This window comes from Pseudonocardia sp. 73-21, assembly GCF_001899645.1.
Lineage (GTDB): Bacteria > Actinomycetota > Actinomycetes > Mycobacteriales > Pseudonocardiaceae > Pseudonocardia.
Map to the genome: position 1 here is coordinate 1 of NZ_MKVV01000071.1, position 14,557 is coordinate 14,557.

Annotated in this window: 13 protein-coding genes and 2 pseudogenes; 6 read left to right on the plus strand and 9 right to left on the minus strand. The window is 71.0% G+C overall.

The window, feature by feature from the left end; all coding sequences use genetic code 11:
* Positions 1–180, plus strand: a pseudogene (locus BGP03_RS22455) (cytochrome ubiquinol oxidase subunit I); the annotation flags it as partial.
* Positions 181–500: 320 nt separating this feature from the next.
* On the opposite strand, the gene BGP03_RS22460 reads toward BGP03_RS22455, so the two are convergent.
* Together BGP03_RS22460 and BGP03_RS22465 are read right to left on the minus strand one after the other, a co-directional pair.
* Positions 501–1,466 carry a potassium channel protein gene (locus tag BGP03_RS22460; protein WP_298797034.1) on the minus strand — a complete coding sequence of 322 codons (966 nt, stop codon included), beginning with the start codon at positions 1,464–1,466 and terminating at the stop codon, positions 501–503.
* A gap of 86 nt (positions 1,467–1,552) precedes the next feature.
* Positions 1,553–2,158, minus strand: a complete 606-nt coding sequence (locus BGP03_RS22465; RefSeq protein ID WP_296374870.1) for a hypothetical protein — start codon at positions 2,156–2,158, stop codon at positions 1,553–1,555.
* Positions 2,159–2,344: 186 nt separating this feature from the next.
* Here BGP03_RS22465 and BGP03_RS22470 point away from each other — a divergent pair, with 186 nt between their 5' ends.
* From BGP03_RS22470 to BGP03_RS22490, 5 genes are all read left to right on the plus strand, one after another.
* Complete coding sequence (locus tag BGP03_RS22470; RefSeq protein ID WP_296374868.1) at positions 2,345–2,566, plus strand: hypothetical protein; 222 nt, start codon at positions 2,345–2,347, stop codon at positions 2,564–2,566.
* A 135-nt stretch (positions 2,567–2,701) separates the two neighbouring features.
* Entirely contained in the window at positions 2,702–3,697 is a 996-nt protein-coding gene (locus BGP03_RS22475; RefSeq protein WP_298797031.1) for a hypothetical protein, read from the plus strand.
* 156 nt (positions 3,698–3,853) lie between these two features.
* On the plus strand, positions 3,854–4,183 hold the full coding sequence (locus tag BGP03_RS22480) for a hypothetical protein (RefSeq protein WP_296374864.1): 330 nt from the start codon (positions 3,854–3,856) through the stop codon (positions 4,181–4,183).
* Positions 4,180–5,037: a hypothetical protein gene (locus BGP03_RS22485; RefSeq protein WP_298797029.1), complete on the plus strand. Its 858-nt coding sequence runs from the start codon at positions 4,180–4,182 to the stop codon at positions 5,035–5,037. Before BGP03_RS22480 ends, BGP03_RS22485 begins: the two co-directional genes overlap by 4 nt.
* A gap of 46 nt (positions 5,038–5,083) precedes the next feature.
* The gene (locus tag BGP03_RS22490; protein WP_296374860.1) at positions 5,084–6,904 is read left to right on the plus strand and encodes a phosphoenolpyruvate carboxykinase (GTP); all 1,821 of its coding nucleotides are present in this window, start codon (positions 5,084–5,086) and stop codon (positions 6,902–6,904) included.
* A 159-nt stretch (positions 6,905–7,063) separates the two neighbouring features.
* Here BGP03_RS22490 and BGP03_RS22495 read toward each other — a convergent pair.
* The 7 genes and pseudogenes from BGP03_RS22495 to BGP03_RS22525 all read right to left on the minus strand — a co-directional run.
* A pseudogene (locus BGP03_RS22495) lies at positions 7,064–7,227 on the minus strand (IS5/IS1182 family transposase); the annotation flags it as partial.
* Between the two features lie 481 nt (positions 7,228–7,708).
* Complete coding sequence (locus BGP03_RS22500; RefSeq protein ID WP_296374856.1) at positions 7,709–8,023, minus strand: hypothetical protein; 315 nt, start codon at positions 8,021–8,023, stop codon at positions 7,709–7,711.
* On the minus strand, positions 8,020–8,499 hold the full coding sequence (locus BGP03_RS22505) for a (2Fe-2S)-binding protein (RefSeq protein WP_296374854.1): 480 nt from the start codon (positions 8,497–8,499) through the stop codon (positions 8,020–8,022). Before BGP03_RS22505 ends, BGP03_RS22500 begins: the two co-directional genes overlap by 4 nt.
* Positions 8,496–9,371 carry a xanthine dehydrogenase family protein subunit M gene (locus tag BGP03_RS22510; protein WP_296374852.1) on the minus strand — a complete coding sequence of 292 codons (876 nt, stop codon included), beginning with the start codon at positions 9,369–9,371 and terminating at the stop codon, positions 8,496–8,498. Before BGP03_RS22510 ends, BGP03_RS22505 begins: the two co-directional genes overlap by 4 nt.
* Positions 9,368–11,776: a xanthine dehydrogenase family protein molybdopterin-binding subunit gene (locus BGP03_RS22515; RefSeq protein WP_298797027.1), complete on the minus strand. Its 2,409-nt coding sequence runs from the start codon at positions 11,774–11,776 to the stop codon at positions 9,368–9,370. Before BGP03_RS22515 ends, BGP03_RS22510 begins: the two co-directional genes overlap by 4 nt.
* Before the next feature lie 32 nt (positions 11,777–11,808).
* Entirely contained in the window at positions 11,809–14,091 is a 2,283-nt protein-coding gene (locus BGP03_RS22520) for a xanthine dehydrogenase family protein molybdopterin-binding subunit (RefSeq protein WP_296374847.1), read from the minus strand.
* Positions 14,088–14,555: a (2Fe-2S)-binding protein gene (locus BGP03_RS22525; protein ID WP_296374845.1), complete on the minus strand. Its 468-nt coding sequence runs from the start codon at positions 14,553–14,555 to the stop codon at positions 14,088–14,090. The genes BGP03_RS22520 and BGP03_RS22525 overlap by 4 nt, the downstream gene beginning before the upstream one ends.
* Positions 14,556–14,557 lie beyond the last annotated feature (2 nt).

Consider the following 14,557-nt stretch of genomic DNA (forward strand, 5'->3'; position numbering starts at 1 on the left):
AACTTCACCGAGCTGCCCCGGATCCGGTCGGAGCGTCCGGCGTTCGAGCTGCACTACCCGCACCTGGTGCAACGTTTCCGCGAAGAGGCGCACGCCGGCGGCCACGCCGCCCCGTCCGAGGTCGCCGCGCTCGCGGTCGCCCGCAAGGAGACACCCGGCGACGACCCCCGGTCGCGCTAGCGGCCTGCCCGGGCAGGAACACCCCCGTGCAACGGCGCTCGAACCGCGCCCGGCACCCGCCCAACGGCGAACGGGAGCTGATGGGAGCCCCGATGAGCGCCGGCAACCGGCAGCCGACCGGGAGGAGCACCCCACCCCCGTCGGGGTGGGCGGAGGGTCGGCACCATCGCGGTGGTCAGCGACAGCATCGGTCACAAGCTCCCCCTGCGATGTCCCCACGACGACCGGCCCCGGCGGGACCGGTCCCCCACGACCCCGTTCCGCCCTGCGCCAGCAGCGATACCGATCGCGCAGGCCTGGGCCCGGCGGGGCGCCGGCATCTAGCCCGGCGGCCGCCGGGTGTCTGATTCGCCGAACATCACCACCACATCGCCGGGCTCGAGGATCGTCTCGCCGGCGGGGTTGGGCAGCAGCTCGCCGCCGGCTCGGCGGATCAGCAGCGCGGTGGCCGAACCGCTCAGCTCCTGCACGGTCTGGCCCACCAGCCCCGAATTGGCCGGGACCATCAACTCCTCCATCCGCAGCGCTGCCGCGCCGCTGCGGGCAAGATCGAAGAAGTCGACCACCTCGGGTCGCAGCGCGATCAACGCCATGCGCCGCCCGGTCGTGGCGTACGGCGACACCACCCGTTCCACCCCCGCCCGGTAGAGCCGGTCCGCCGCGGCATCCTCCGAGGCCCGGGCCACGATGGCGATGGTGGGGTTGAGTGACCGGGCCACCAACGTGATGTAGACGTTCTCGGCGTCGGAGTCCACCGCACACACCAGCCCCCGCGCATGCTCGATCCCCGCCGCACGCAGTAGATCCTCCGATGAGGAGTTTCCGAGCAGGAACAGCACACCGTCTCGGCGCAGCTCCGGCTCCAGCTCGGGCTTCACCTCGATCACGACGAAGGGAACACCGTCGGCTTCGAACTCACGGGCCACCGCACGCCCGACCCGGCCGTAGGAGCAGACGATGTGATGCCCCCGCAGCCCCGTGATACGTCGCTGCATGGACCGCCTCCTCGACCTCGCGACAAGCTGCCCGTCGACCAGCCCGGTGGCCAGCACCCCGAGCACGACGACGAACACCGACACCCCGAACAGTGACAGGCTCACCGTGAAGATCTTCGCGGCGTCCGACAAGGCCACCGGTGTCGCGAACCCCTCCGTGGTCAGGGTCGAGACCGTGAGATAGACCGCGTCCACCAGATCGAACCCGAACAGCAGATAGCCGAGCACGCCGTACCCCAACAAGACGATGATGCCCGCGGCCAGCAGCCACGACCGGCCACTGAGACGCACCACCGGATCCTTCGCCGCCCGGCCAGACCCATCACCCGGGTCGCTCCTGCGCACCGCGGTGACGCCCCGGGCGCTCAGTCAGCCACTCAGCTCAGCCGCATGGAGCTGCGGATCAGCGTGTAGGCCTCGACCTGCAGGAACTTGACCCCGCCCCGGTCGGTGGCGCTGCCACGAAGCCGCGCCACGGCCTCCCCGGCGGCGTCGGCGGCGGCCGTGTCCGTCCAGGCGGTCGCGACGATGCCGGCCCCCGAACTGCGGTCGAGCACCATCTGGATGCTGCACAGACCGCTGCATGCGGTGAGCACGGGCAGCACCTGCTCATCGAAGAACGAGACCGCCTCGTCGATCCTGGCCAGCTCGATCTGCAGGCGCCCGAAACGCACCGCCGCCCCCGGCTGCGCCGCTGCCGGCTGCGCCCCGGCCACCACCTCGAAGCTCTCCACGCTGAGATCCCCCCCGGCGACCGCGACCGCCCCCTCCCGCACCCGGGTCAGCACGGCCTCCGAGGAGTGCAGCGGCTCGTCCCAGTACGACGCGGCCACGATCAGGCCGGCGTCCCGGTCGACCAGGGTGACCAGACCACTGTTGCCGGCCGCCGCCTCGACCACCGGCCGATCCGACGTTTCGATGTACTCGACCGCCGCGTCGACCTTGCTCACGTCACCGAAGATCGTGTTGATCCGCACATACATGAGGGTTCCCCTTCGAATCCTGTCCATCCACCCGATCGGTCCGCGGCACGAGGGGTCGGCAAACCTCCACGAACCACGTCCCCCGGGAGACTATGCCAACCCCAGCACTTTCTCAGTTGCAATGTTTCGCAAGTCACGATATCGTTCGGACTGTTCGTGTCGGACGAGTCGTAGGAGTTGGACAGCGTGATCACGAAGCTGCACGGTGAGGTCGACGTCGTCCTGACGAGGTTGGCCGCCGACCGGGCGGTGGGGCTTCCCTACGAGACCTATCTGCACCGGGCGCGTCTACAGAACCTGCTCGACACCGCCGGGCACCACGGTGTCGACCTCGACACCTGCGACTCCTCCCGCGGACCGACTCCACCGGGCCAGGTGGCGATTCCTGTCCATGTGGCGTGGCCGTAGTGGGGCCCGTCCACCGTGCGCAACCCTGCTGCCGATGGCCAGAAAGCGCACCCGAGGAATGGAAATGCCCATCATGCAGTTCCGGCTGAGCTTGGCCGCCCGCGCCGGCCAGGTCCGCGCGGACCGAGGTGCCCGATGACAGCCTCGCCGGCGATACCCGACGACGGTCGGCCCGCGAACCCCGGCGGCGGGGTGGACAGTCCCCGACCGCTCCATCCGGCCGGGCGGGCACTGCGCCAGGTCGCGGTCATCGGCGACGGCACCGGCCACGGCCCGCCCGCGCAGCCGGGAAGACCACTGGCCACCATCCTGGCCGGTGACGCGGCAACCCTCCAGAGACTGGCCAGGATCCCCGCCGTGACCAGGCCCGCGTCCCAGTGGGACGCCACCGACACGGTCGCCGAGCAGATCCGCCAGTTCCCGCCCGAGATCACCGCGGTCCTGCTGACCCGCACCAGCCCGACACGGGCCCGCTCGGTGCAACGACTCGTGGAGCAAGCCGGTGGCCGACCGGTGCTCACCGACGAGGACGCCACGGCGATCGCGCTGACCGCCGCCGCCCTGGTCTACCTGCGCGGTCTGGGCCGCGACCAGTACCGCGCCAGGATCCTGATCGCCGACGCCACCCGCATGCCCATCCTGTCGGCACTGCTGCTCGCGACCGGATTTCCCGACATCACCCTGTGGAACACCCCCGATGCCGCCTGGTTCCCGCTGCATCGCGCAGCCCGCGACGCCGACGTGGTCATCGACCTCCAGCATGCCCCGGACAGCAACCCCACAGGCAGCAACCCCATGGGAGCACCCGCACTGGGTGAGCAGGGTGAGTTGAGCGCTGTCGGGTTCGAACTCGACCGCCCCGAGGGATCAGTGATCACCCCGCGCGCCCTGGACGACGGCCGCATGCTCATCGCGCCCGGACTGTTACGGGCCCTCGCTGAGTACCCCGCCACCGCGCCGCCCCTGGGCCTGGGCATCTACGAAGCCGTCGCCCGCGCCGTCGCCCACGCCACGCCGGCCCGCCGCCGCCTGCACGGCGTACCCGACCGGGATCCCGCCACCGGCACCCCCGACGTCGCCGACGCCATCGCCGGCGCCGTCACGCTGCATCTCGCCCTCACCCGGCCATAGCCGAGGACCCATCCTCGCCGCAGCCCTCACACACCCGCCGACCACGCCGTCCACACCGCCGTGTCGTCGCGCATGGCTCACCTCACAAGCTGAACACTTGCAGACCTTGTAAAGTGCGAATACTGTTGAGTCCTGGAGCGACGGAGGAGATGCGCAATGGTGAACCCCGACCCGCACAACCACATCGAGACGGTTCGGCGCACCCTCGCCCTCGCCGACCGGGTGGGACTGCCGCGCACGGCCCATCCGCGCCGGGCCCTCCTGCAGGACCTGACCGACATGACGGACCTCGCTGCGGCCCCTTCGCGGCGCCCGGCGGTGCCACGCGGGGCATCGGGCCACTGCGCCCAGCCGGCCCCGCGGCCCGGGATCGGGGTGCACCGAGCGCGGTGTTGGGCCAGCCCGCTGACCGGTGGCGCCGAGCAGGACAACCCGGGAACGCCGCCCGCGGCGACACCCCGCAGCTGCGGGCGGCGACACCCGTGACGACACCCCGGACGACACCTCCTCCGCAGTCGGTCGTCTCCCATTGCGCGACCCGCGGCCTGGCCGTGGTCAGCGACGGCAGCGACTTCCACCGCGAGGGCGGAACCAGCGTGCTGAGCGGACTGTTGAGCACCGCCGCCCTGGTGCGCGAGCACAGCGGGACGGGGGCAACCGCGATGCTGATCACCGCGGACAACGTGGCGGAGCTGACCGCCGAACTACGTCGGGCGGCCCCCGGATTCAGCGCGGTCTACCTCATGCACACCAACCCGGTCCGGGGCCGCGCCGCCCAGAGCGCGCTCGCCAACACCGTGGCGGTGATCACCGACCGGCAGACGACCGCGGTCGCTCTGATCGCCGCGTTGCTGAGCACCCTCGACCGCGCCGGCACCGCCCCCGCCGCCGCACGCGTGGTCATTGCGGGCGCCCAACACAATCCCCTGGTGGCCGCGCTCGCCGTGGCCACCGGGATCGGGGAGATCGACAGCTGGAACCTGGGCGACGCCCACAACTTCCCGTTGCGCGCCTTCGCCCGCCGCGGCGCGGTCGTGATCGACCTGCTCGGCTCCGCCGCGCTGAGCAGCCAGGACGCCGCGCTCGACCCCCCGATCCCACGCATCACCCTCGACGATCCCCGCGCCCCGCTGCTCGCCCTGCCCGGCCTGCTCGCCGCCGCCCACGCATGGGGCCCTCCGGACGTCGCCACCTGTCTAGCCTGCGCGCGGGCCCTCGCCGAACCGACCCCCGCCGGACAGCCCCTGCCCGGCCTGCCCCAAGCCGGCCGATCCGAGCCGACCCATCCCGGTCAGACCCGGGCCGATGCCGCTTTCCCGTACCCGCATCTCGTTCGATGACAAGGGGCGCAGGCGACAGCGGCCTGCGCCCGTGAGGAGACACGCGATGACCGCAGCAGCCCTTCCCGGTCTCGACCAGGCCCCCACCGACCACCGGCGGCTGCTCGACTGGGTCCGTGAGGTCGCCGAACTCACCACCCCCGACGAGGTCGTGTGGTGTGACGGATCGGCGGTGGAGTGGCAGCGGCTGACCCGAAAGCTCGTCGACGCCGGCACGTTCGTGCAGCTGTCCGAGGAGGCCAAGCCCAACTCGTTCTGGTGCGCCTCGGACCCGGCCGATGTGGCCCGGGTCGAGGACTCCACGTTCATCTGCTCGACCCACGAGGCCGACGCCGGGCCCACCAACAACTGGATGGACCCCGCGGAGATGAAGCAGCGCCTGCGGCGGCTGTATCGGGGTTGTATGCGCGGGCGGGTCATGTATGTGCTGCCGTTCTGCATGGGCCCGCTCAGCGCCACCGATCCCAAGCTCGGCGTGCAGATCACCGATTCCGCCTACGTCGTGGTGTCGATGCACATCATGACCCGGATGGGCACCGCCGCCCTGAAGCTGCTCAGCCGCGACGCCGAGTTCGTACCCGGTCTGCACTCGGTGGGCGCACCGCTGGAGCCCGGCCAGCCCGACGTGCCGTGGCCGTGCAACACGACCAAGTACATCACCCACTTCCCGGAGACCCGGGAGATCTGGAGCTACGGATCCGGGTACGGCGGCAACGCGCTGCTGGGCAAGAAGTGCTACTCGCTGCGGATCGCCTCGGTGATGGCCCGCGACGAGGGCTGGCTCGCCGAACACATGCTCATCCTGAAACTCACCTCGCCCGCCCAGAAGGTCCACTTCGTCGCCGCCGCATTCCCGTCGGCGTGCGGCAAGACGAACCTGGCCATGCTGCGTCCCACCATCCCGGGCTGGACGGTGCAGACCCTCGGTGACGACATCGCCTGGATGCGGTTCGGCCGCGACGGTCGGCTGTACGCGGTCAACCCCGAGTACGGGTTCTTCGGCGTCGCCCCCGGTACCGGGGAGAAGACCAACCCGCACGCCATGACCACCCTGGGCCAGGGCAACACGATCTTCACCAACGTCGCGCTCACCGACGACATGGACGTGTGGTGGGAAGGCGCCACCGACACCCCGCCCGAGCACCTGCTCAGCTGGAAACGCGAGGAATGGACGCCGGCCAGCGGCGAACCGGCCGCGCACCCCAACTCCCGCTACTGCACCCCGATATCCCAGTGCCCGATCCTCGCCCCGGAGTGGAACGACCCCCAAGGAGTTCCCATCTCGGCGATCTTCTTCGGGGGCCGCCGGGCCTCCACGGTGCCGCTGGTCACCGAGGCCCGCGACTGGCAGCACGGCACATTCCTCGCCTCCACCCTGTCGAGCGAGACCACCGCGGCGGCCACCGGGCAGGTCGGAGTGGTGCGCCGCGACCCGATGGCGATGCTGCCGTTCATCGGCTACCACGTCGGGGACTACCTGCGGCACTGGATCGACACCGGCAAGAACGCCGACGCCGGCGCCCTGCCGAAGATCTTCTACGTCAACTGGTTCCGCCGCGGCGACGACGGCCGGTTCCTCTGGCCCGGGTTCGGGGAGAACTCCCGGGTCCTGGCCTGGGCGATCGCCCGCATCGAGGGGACCGCCGCCGCGGTCGACACCCCGATCGGGTTCGTGCCCACCCCCGATGCGCTCGACCTCGACGGCCTCGACGTGCCCGCCGCGGACCTGCGGGCGGCGCTGGCCGTCGACAGCCACGAATGGGCTGCCGAGCTGCCGCTGATCGAGCAGTGGTTCGACACCGTCGGAGCCAAGCTGCCCGATGTGCTGCGCGACGAACTCGACCACCTGCGCTACCGGCTGGGCTAGCGCCCTCCTCCAGCGGCGGGACCCGGCCGGCGACACCACCCCTCCCTGGCGACCCGGCCGGGCTCCGCCTCCACCTTCACGCAACGCGCCGGAGCCCACACGTCCCCAGCGGACGACACATCAGCGGCAAGAGGCGACATTGAGCCTTTGCCAACCTGATCAGGTGCTGGCGATCATGAGGGTGTGAACTGCGGCAACGAGTCCGGAAGCCCGGCTGGGACTGGAGCGGATCTTGCGCAGGATCCGCCAGTTCTTCAGCTCGGCGTTGACCCGCTCACCCGGCCCACGCTGGCGGCGTGCGGGGTGTTGACGTCCTTCTGCGCCGGGGAGAGTCGCCGGTAGCGGCCGGTGTCGGGGTCGACCCGGCGACGCCGCTGCGGGACCCGGATCATCGGGCCGCCCTGGTAGGCGGCTCGTGATCAGTGAACCCGGTCGATGAACCCGGCGACGCAGTGGTGTGTCAGGCCCGTCGACTGCACCGGGCCGCCACCCGCGAGACAGTGCAGCCCCGACCCTTTCTGCGTCGCCGAATCGACAGCCGCCTTGATCCAGCAGGGCGACCGGGCGCCGGGGATACGAACGAACTATCCGCAGTCCAGGCGTGCTACGTGATCATGGCGAAGATCAAGGTCGAGGGCACGGTCGTCGAGCTCGACGGCGACAGGTGATCAGAACGTGCTGCGGCTGATGAGCAAGATCGGATCGACCAACAGTTGAGTGGCCGGGCCGCGAGGTGCCATCGCCGTTCGCGGCCCGGCAGCTCGCACCTGCGTGTACCCACCTGCGCGGACAAGAGCTGACCGGCTACTCGATCACCGCACCGTGGAGTGCCTCTGCGGACGCCACAAACGTCGCCCACTCCGCGAGGAGCTTCTCGAACTCGGGCGTGGCGATCGCCTGCTGGTACTCCTGCAGGCTGGTCACCTCGAGCACCTCGAGATAGTCGATCGACGGGGCACCGGCACCGTCGACTGTCGAGTCGATCCGGGTCACGTCGTAGGACACGATCGCCGGATGTGCCCGCGCCACCGGATAGTCGCCGGTCCGGATCCACCCCTCGTAGGTGGCCGGGTCGGTTCCGTCGTGCAGTCTGCTCAGGAAGTACACGCGGTGGGTCATCGCCTGAGCTCCTCCGCCGCGCTGAGCACCGAGGCCACGATGGACGCGTAGCCGGTGCACCGGCAGAGGTTGCCGGAGATGCATTCGCGGACCTCGTCGGCAGTCGGTTCGGGGTTGCCCTCGAGGAACTCCGTGGCGCACATGAGCATCCCGGGCGTGCAGAAGCCGCACTGCAGACCGTGGTTGTTCCAGAACGCCTCCTGCAGTGGGTTGAGCTCGGCACCGTTCGCCAGGCCCTCGACGGTGGTGATCTCGGAGCCGTCGGCCTGCACCGCGAGCATCAGGCAGGCACGCGTGCTGCGGCCGTCCACGATGATCGTGCAGGCCCCGCACACCCCGTGTTCGCAGCCGAGGTGGGTACCAGTGAGGCCGCACTCGTGGCGGATGAAGTCCGCCAGGGTCAGCCGGGGTTCGCAGGTTCCGGAGTAGAGGTGACCGTTGATGGTCACCGACACCGCCTGGCTGTCGTCGCTCATGCCGCCACCTCGGTTCGCTGGATCGCCGTCCGGAGGGCCCGCCGCACGAGCAGGCCGGCCATGTCTCGCCTGTAGTCAGCCGGCGCGTGGACGTCGCCGGTCGGTTTGATGCTGCCGGCCACCGTCTCGGCGGCCGCGTCGATCGCCTCGGCCGTCGGCGCGATCCCCGCCAGCACCGCCTCCGCGCCGTGCAGCCGGACCGGTACCGACGCCACCCCACTCGCCGCCAGCCGGACCAGATCCACCGTGCCGTCGGCGGCGAGGTGGATCGCAGCCATGGTGGCCACGATGGCGAAGTCGCCGTGCCTGCGGGCCAACTCCTCGACGGCCACGCCGGTGCCGGCGGGCAACCGCGGCAGCCGCACACCGGTGAGAACCTCGTCGAACTCCATGGCGGTGGTGAACGTGCCGAGGAAGTAGTCCTCCGCGGCCACCAACCGGCTCCCACCGGGACCCTGCACGAGCAGCTCCCCGCCCAGGCCGGTGACCAGCGCCGGAAGCTCGGCGGCAGGATCGGCGTGGGCCAGGCTGCCACCGACCGTGCCGCGGTTGCGGTTGGTGACGTGCCCGACGTGGCGCAGCACCTGCGGCAGCAGCGGGACGGCCCCGGCGGCGACGTCGCTGGTCTCGACGTCACGCTGCCGCGCCATGGCCCCGATCACGAGGCTCCCGTTCTCGACGCGGATCCCGTCGAGGCCCGCGGCCCGGTTGATGTCGATCAGCACCGACGGGCGCGCCAGCCGGAAGTTCATCAGCGGGATGAGGCTCTGGCCGCCGGCCAGCACCTTGGCGTCGGAGCCGTGCTCGGTGAGCAGGGCGACCGCCTCGGCGACGTCACCGGCACGCGCGTACTTGACGGGTGGGGGTTTCATGCCGAGCCCTCCTTCGCCTGTGATGCTGAGATCTGGGCTGCCCGGATCAGGTCCAGCAGCCGCGGCGGGGTGACGGGGAACCGGGTGACGGTGACGCCGAGGTCGCTCAGCGCGTCGTCGATGGCGCTGCCGACCAGCGAGACGCCGGCGATGGTGCCGGCCTCGCCGACACCCTTGATGCCGCCAGGGATGTCGGGCGCGGGCGTCTCCTGGTGGTAGAAGTGGAACGGCGGGATCTCCATGGCGGTGGGCAGCAGGTAGTCCATGAAGCTCGCCGTGCGCAGCTGGCCCTCGTCGTCGTAGATCAGCTCCTCCAGCAACGCCCCGCCCAGTGCCTGGGCCAGCCCGCCGGCGAGCTGGCCGTCCACCAGCATCGGGTTGATCACTGTGCCGCAGTCGTGGGCCTGCAGGCAGTCGATCAACGACACCATGCCGGTCTCGCGGTCGACCTCGGCGAGCAGCGCGGTGCAGCCGTAGGACGTCGCCATGTTCGGCGGGTCGAAGACGTCGACCTCCTCCAGGGTCGGCATCTCCCCCTCGGGCAGCCGGTCGAGCAGGCGGCGGTAAGCCGCGTCGCCGATCTCGCGGGTGGTCACCGACCGGCCAGGCGCGCCGCGGACGCTGAGCACCCCGTCGACGATCTCCATGTCGTCCGGGGAGGCCTCCAACAGTTGCGCGCCGATCCGCAGCAGCTTCGCCCGTAGCCGCTCCCCCGCCCGGATGATGGCCGCGCCGCCCAGGGGCGCCGCCCGGCTGCCACCGGTGCCGTAGCCGGTGTACGGGCAGGAGTCGGTGTCGCCGGTGACGACGACGATGTCGTCCATCGGGACGCCGAGGCTGTCGGCGGCGAGCTGAGCGTAGATCGTGTGGGTGCCCTGACCCATGTTGATCTGTCCGGAGTAGACGGTGACCTTGCCGATCGAGTCCATCCGCAGGGTCACCTCGTCGAAGCCGGAGTGCGCGAGGCCGACAAGGTTGAGGATGCGGCTGGGCCCGTACGCGCTCGGCTCGACGTGGAACGAGTAGCCGATCCCGACCGAGCGTCCCTCGGCGCGAGCCTGCGCCTGGCGCTCCCGCCAGCCCAGCTCCTCGATCTTGCTCATCGCGAGGTCGAGGCAGTCGGCGTAACGGCCGCTGTCGTAGGTGAACGCCACCCCGCTGAAGTGCGGGAACTCCTCGGGAGCGGGGAAGTTCTTGCGGCGGATCTCCGCGCGGTCCATGCCGAGCTCGCGGGCGGCGATCTCGATCAGCCGCTCGTGCACGATGTTGCCCTTGGGCACACCCCAGCCCCGGTAGGAGCCGTAGGGCGAGCGGTTGGTCATGACGGCCTTGACCGTCACGTCCAGGTTGGGGATCTTGTAGGGCCCCATGCAGGTCAACACCGATGCCCACGGCGGGCCGGAGCCGACGGTCCCGAGCGCGCCGCCGAGCACCCCGTAGGAGATCCCGCGCAGGCCGACGATCGTGCCGTCGTTGGTCAGCGCCATCTCGAAGTCGAGGCGCTGGTCGCGGGAGTGTGAGGTGGCGAAGAAGCTGTCGCGGCGGTCCTCGATCAGCTTCACGGGGCGGCCGGTGCGCCTGGACAGGACCGCGGCGATGACCTCCTCGCCGTAGAAGTCGAACTTGTTGCCGAAACCGCCGCCGAGGTTGGGCGTCCGCACGCGGATCTTGTGTACCGGCACCCCCAGGACCTCCGAGAGCAGGTCCCTGGCCAGGTTCGGCGCCTGGGTGGACAGCCACACGTCGATCGTGTCGGAAAACGCATCCCAGTCGACGATGGCGCCGCGCGGTTCCAGCGGGCAGCCGAACGCCCGGCCGTGGTTGAAGCTCTCCTTCACCACGACGTCGGCCGCGGCAAAGGCCTCGTCGGGCTCGCCGAAGGTGTAGGTGAGCGAGCCGCTCACGTTGTCGGGCCAGTCGTCGTAGAGCTTCGGGGCGTCGGGGGCCAGCGCCGCGTCGAGGTCGGCCACCACAGGCAGCGGCTCGTACTCGACGTCGATCAGTTCGAGTGCGTCCTCGGCGACGTAACGATCGACGGCGACGACGGCCGCGACTGCCTGGCCGACCCAGCGCACCCGGTCGGTCGCCAGAGCGTGGGTCTTCGCGATCCGCTGATCGGGGATCGGGAACCAGATCACCGGCTGCTGCCCGGCGACGGCAGCCAGGTCGGCGCCGGTGATGACGTCGAACACGCCGGGGAGCGCACGCGCCGCGCTGGTGTCGATGCTCAGGATCCGCGCGTGCGCCTCGGGGCTGCGCAGGACCGCAGCCTCGATCATCTTCGGGACCGTCACGTCGTCGACGTACTCGCCGCGGCCGGCGAGCAGCCGTGGGTCCTCGGTGCGGCGGACGGGAGTGCCGGTGTAGCGGGTCTGGGTCGTGACGGGGGGTTCAACGATGGTCATGGGGCTCTCCTTGCCGGTGTCGGACGGCGGGCTCAGCTTTGGATGGCGGCAAGGACCTCCTCCGGCGTGATCGGGATGCTGTTCAACGGCCGGCCGATCGCGTCGCAGACCGCGTTGGCGATCACGGCGGCGGGCAGCAGCACCGGGCCCTCCGCCACCCCCTTGGCGCCGTACGGGCCGTCCGGGTCGGGATGCTCCAGCGCCACGAACTCGACCCGGGGGATGTCGACGGCCAGTGGCAGCCGGTAGCTCTCCAGCGTCCGCTCGCGGTAGCGGCCGTCCTCGCCGATCCGCAGGCTCTCGTGCAGCGCGTAGCCGATGCCCTGGGCGACTGCTCCGGAGACCTGGCCGTATGTGCCGTCCGGGCTGATCACCCGACCGACCTCCTGCGCCACCAGGTAACGCAGCACGCGCACGGTGCCGGTCACCGGGTCGACCTCGACCTCCGCGATGTGCACGTGGTAGGTCGGCGTCGGGAAGGACGGGAACAGCAGCCCGCTCGCGCAGCTCGGGTTGAAATCCGGGAACGGGGTGACGAACGAGCCGGTGCCCTGCAGCGGGCCGACGGTGTTCAGCGCGGTGCTCGCCACCATCGCGATCGGGACGCGAGTGCCCGGGGCGCCCTTGACCCGGACGCTGCCCTCTGCGACCTCCAGGTCGTCCGGTGCCGCTTCGAGCAACCCCGCAGCCACCGCCTTGATCTTCTCGACGACTTCGTCGGCCGCGATCAGCGCGGCCTTGCCGACGGCGCGGGTGGTGCGGCTGCCCTGCGATCCCCCGTCGTAGCCGGCGATGTCGGTGTCGGGCAGCGTGACGAACACGTCCTCCGGCGGGATGCCCAGACGTTCGGCGACAATCTGGGTGACCCCGATCGACACTGCGCCCGAGCCGTTGTCGTTGGCCGCAGTGACCACCGCGGCCGTGCCGTCCTCACGCAGCGAGACCACAGCACTGCCGGGCCCGGGGTTGGTCAGCCACCACGCCGCGCCGATGCCGATGCCGCGATAGGGCCGGCGGCCCGCCTCCAGATCAGCCCACGGCGCGAGGGCCTCCAGCGCGTCGAAGCCCTGGCGCAGGATGCCGGCCTCGTGCAGTACCTGGCCGTTGAGCAGCTCCTCGCCGTCCCCGAAGAGCAGCCGCAACCGGTAGTCACGGCGGTCGAGCGTCAGCTCGGCGGCGATGTGGTCCATGTGCCGCTCGACGGCGTGATAGAGATAGGTGCCGTTGACGCCACGGAACGCACCCGTCGGGGCGGTGTTGGTGTAGACGAGCCGGGCAGTCACCCGGGTCGGGCCGCCCTGGTACACCCCGCGCGCGCAGTGCAGCGCGATCGCGGCCAGCCACGGCATCTCGCCGCTGCAGGCGCCGTTGTCGGCGATCACTTCCAGCTCGCGGGCCAGGATGGTGCCGTCGGCGGCCACCGCCGAGCGGATCCGGGTGATCGCCCCCTCTCGGCTGGGGCAGGTCAGCAGGTCTTCGGTGCGGGTGTTGACGAGCTTCACCGGGAGCCCGCCCGCCGCTCGCGACAGGAGCGCGGCGTAGGGCTCCAGGCCCGCGTCGAGCTTGGCCCCGAAGCCGCCGCCGATGGTGTGGCCGACCACCCGCACCGCCGAGGGGCGGACGTCGAGGAACTGTGCCACGCGGTCGCGGACGTTGAACGGGAACTGGTGGGCGGTGTGCACCGTGTAGCGCCCGCCGCGGAAGATGCCGACGGCGCTCTTGGGCTCGATGTAGGCCTGGTACTGGCGCTGGGCCACGAACTCATCGGTGATCACCCGATAGGCCCGGGCGAACGCCTCGTCGACCCCGGGCGGGTCGGCGATGCACTCGGCGGCGACGTTGCCGTGGCGGGGGAAGTCCGGGCCCGCGGCCGGCACGTAGGACTCCCAGTCCGGGTGCACCAACGGCGAGTCCGGGGTCATCGCCTGCTCCAGGTCGACAACGGCCGGCAGCGCCTCGACGTCCAGCACGATCGCCGCCGCGGCTGCGCGGGCCTGCGCGAGGGTCTCGGCAGCGACCGCCGCGATCGGCTGGCCCTCGTAGCGCACGCGGTCGGACGCGAACAGCCGCTGGTCGCGCAGCACCCAGCCCGCGTAGGCGTCGGGGGCGTCGGCCGCGGTGATCACGGCGTGCACGCCGGGCATCGCCAGCGCAGGCGCGGTGTCCAGCCGGGTGATCGTCCCCGAGCTGACCGGGGAACGCAGCAGCGCACCCCAGATCATCCCCGGTTCCTCGTGGTCGACGCCGTAGACGGCCTCGCCACTGACCTTCGCCTGCCCGTCGGCGCGGGGCACACGCTCGCCGATGACCGTCATCCCGCGACCCTCCCGGCTACGGTCGCCGCGACGGCGTCGACGATCTGGCTGTAACCCGTGCAGCGGCAGATGTTGCCGGCCAGCGCCCTGCGGACCTCGTCCTCGGAGGGTTTGTCGTCCTCGCGCAGGACCGCGACCAGCGTGGTGATGAAGCCAGGAGTGCAGAAGCCGCACTGGACCCCACCCGCACTGATGAACGCGGCCTGCAACGCGGCGCCCAGCTGGTCGCCGCTCAGGCCCTCGACGGTCTCCACGCTGCGCCCGGCCGCCGCTCCGGCGGCGTAGATGCAGGAGTCGACCGGCAGCCCGTCGACCAGGACGGTGCACGCACCGCACTCGCCCTCATTGCAGCCCTCCTTGGTACCGGTGAGCCTCAAGCGGTCCCGCAGTACGCCGAGCAGGGTGTCCGCGGCGTCGACCTCGAGGGCCGCGGGCCTCCCGTTGACCGTGAACGACAGCTCCATCG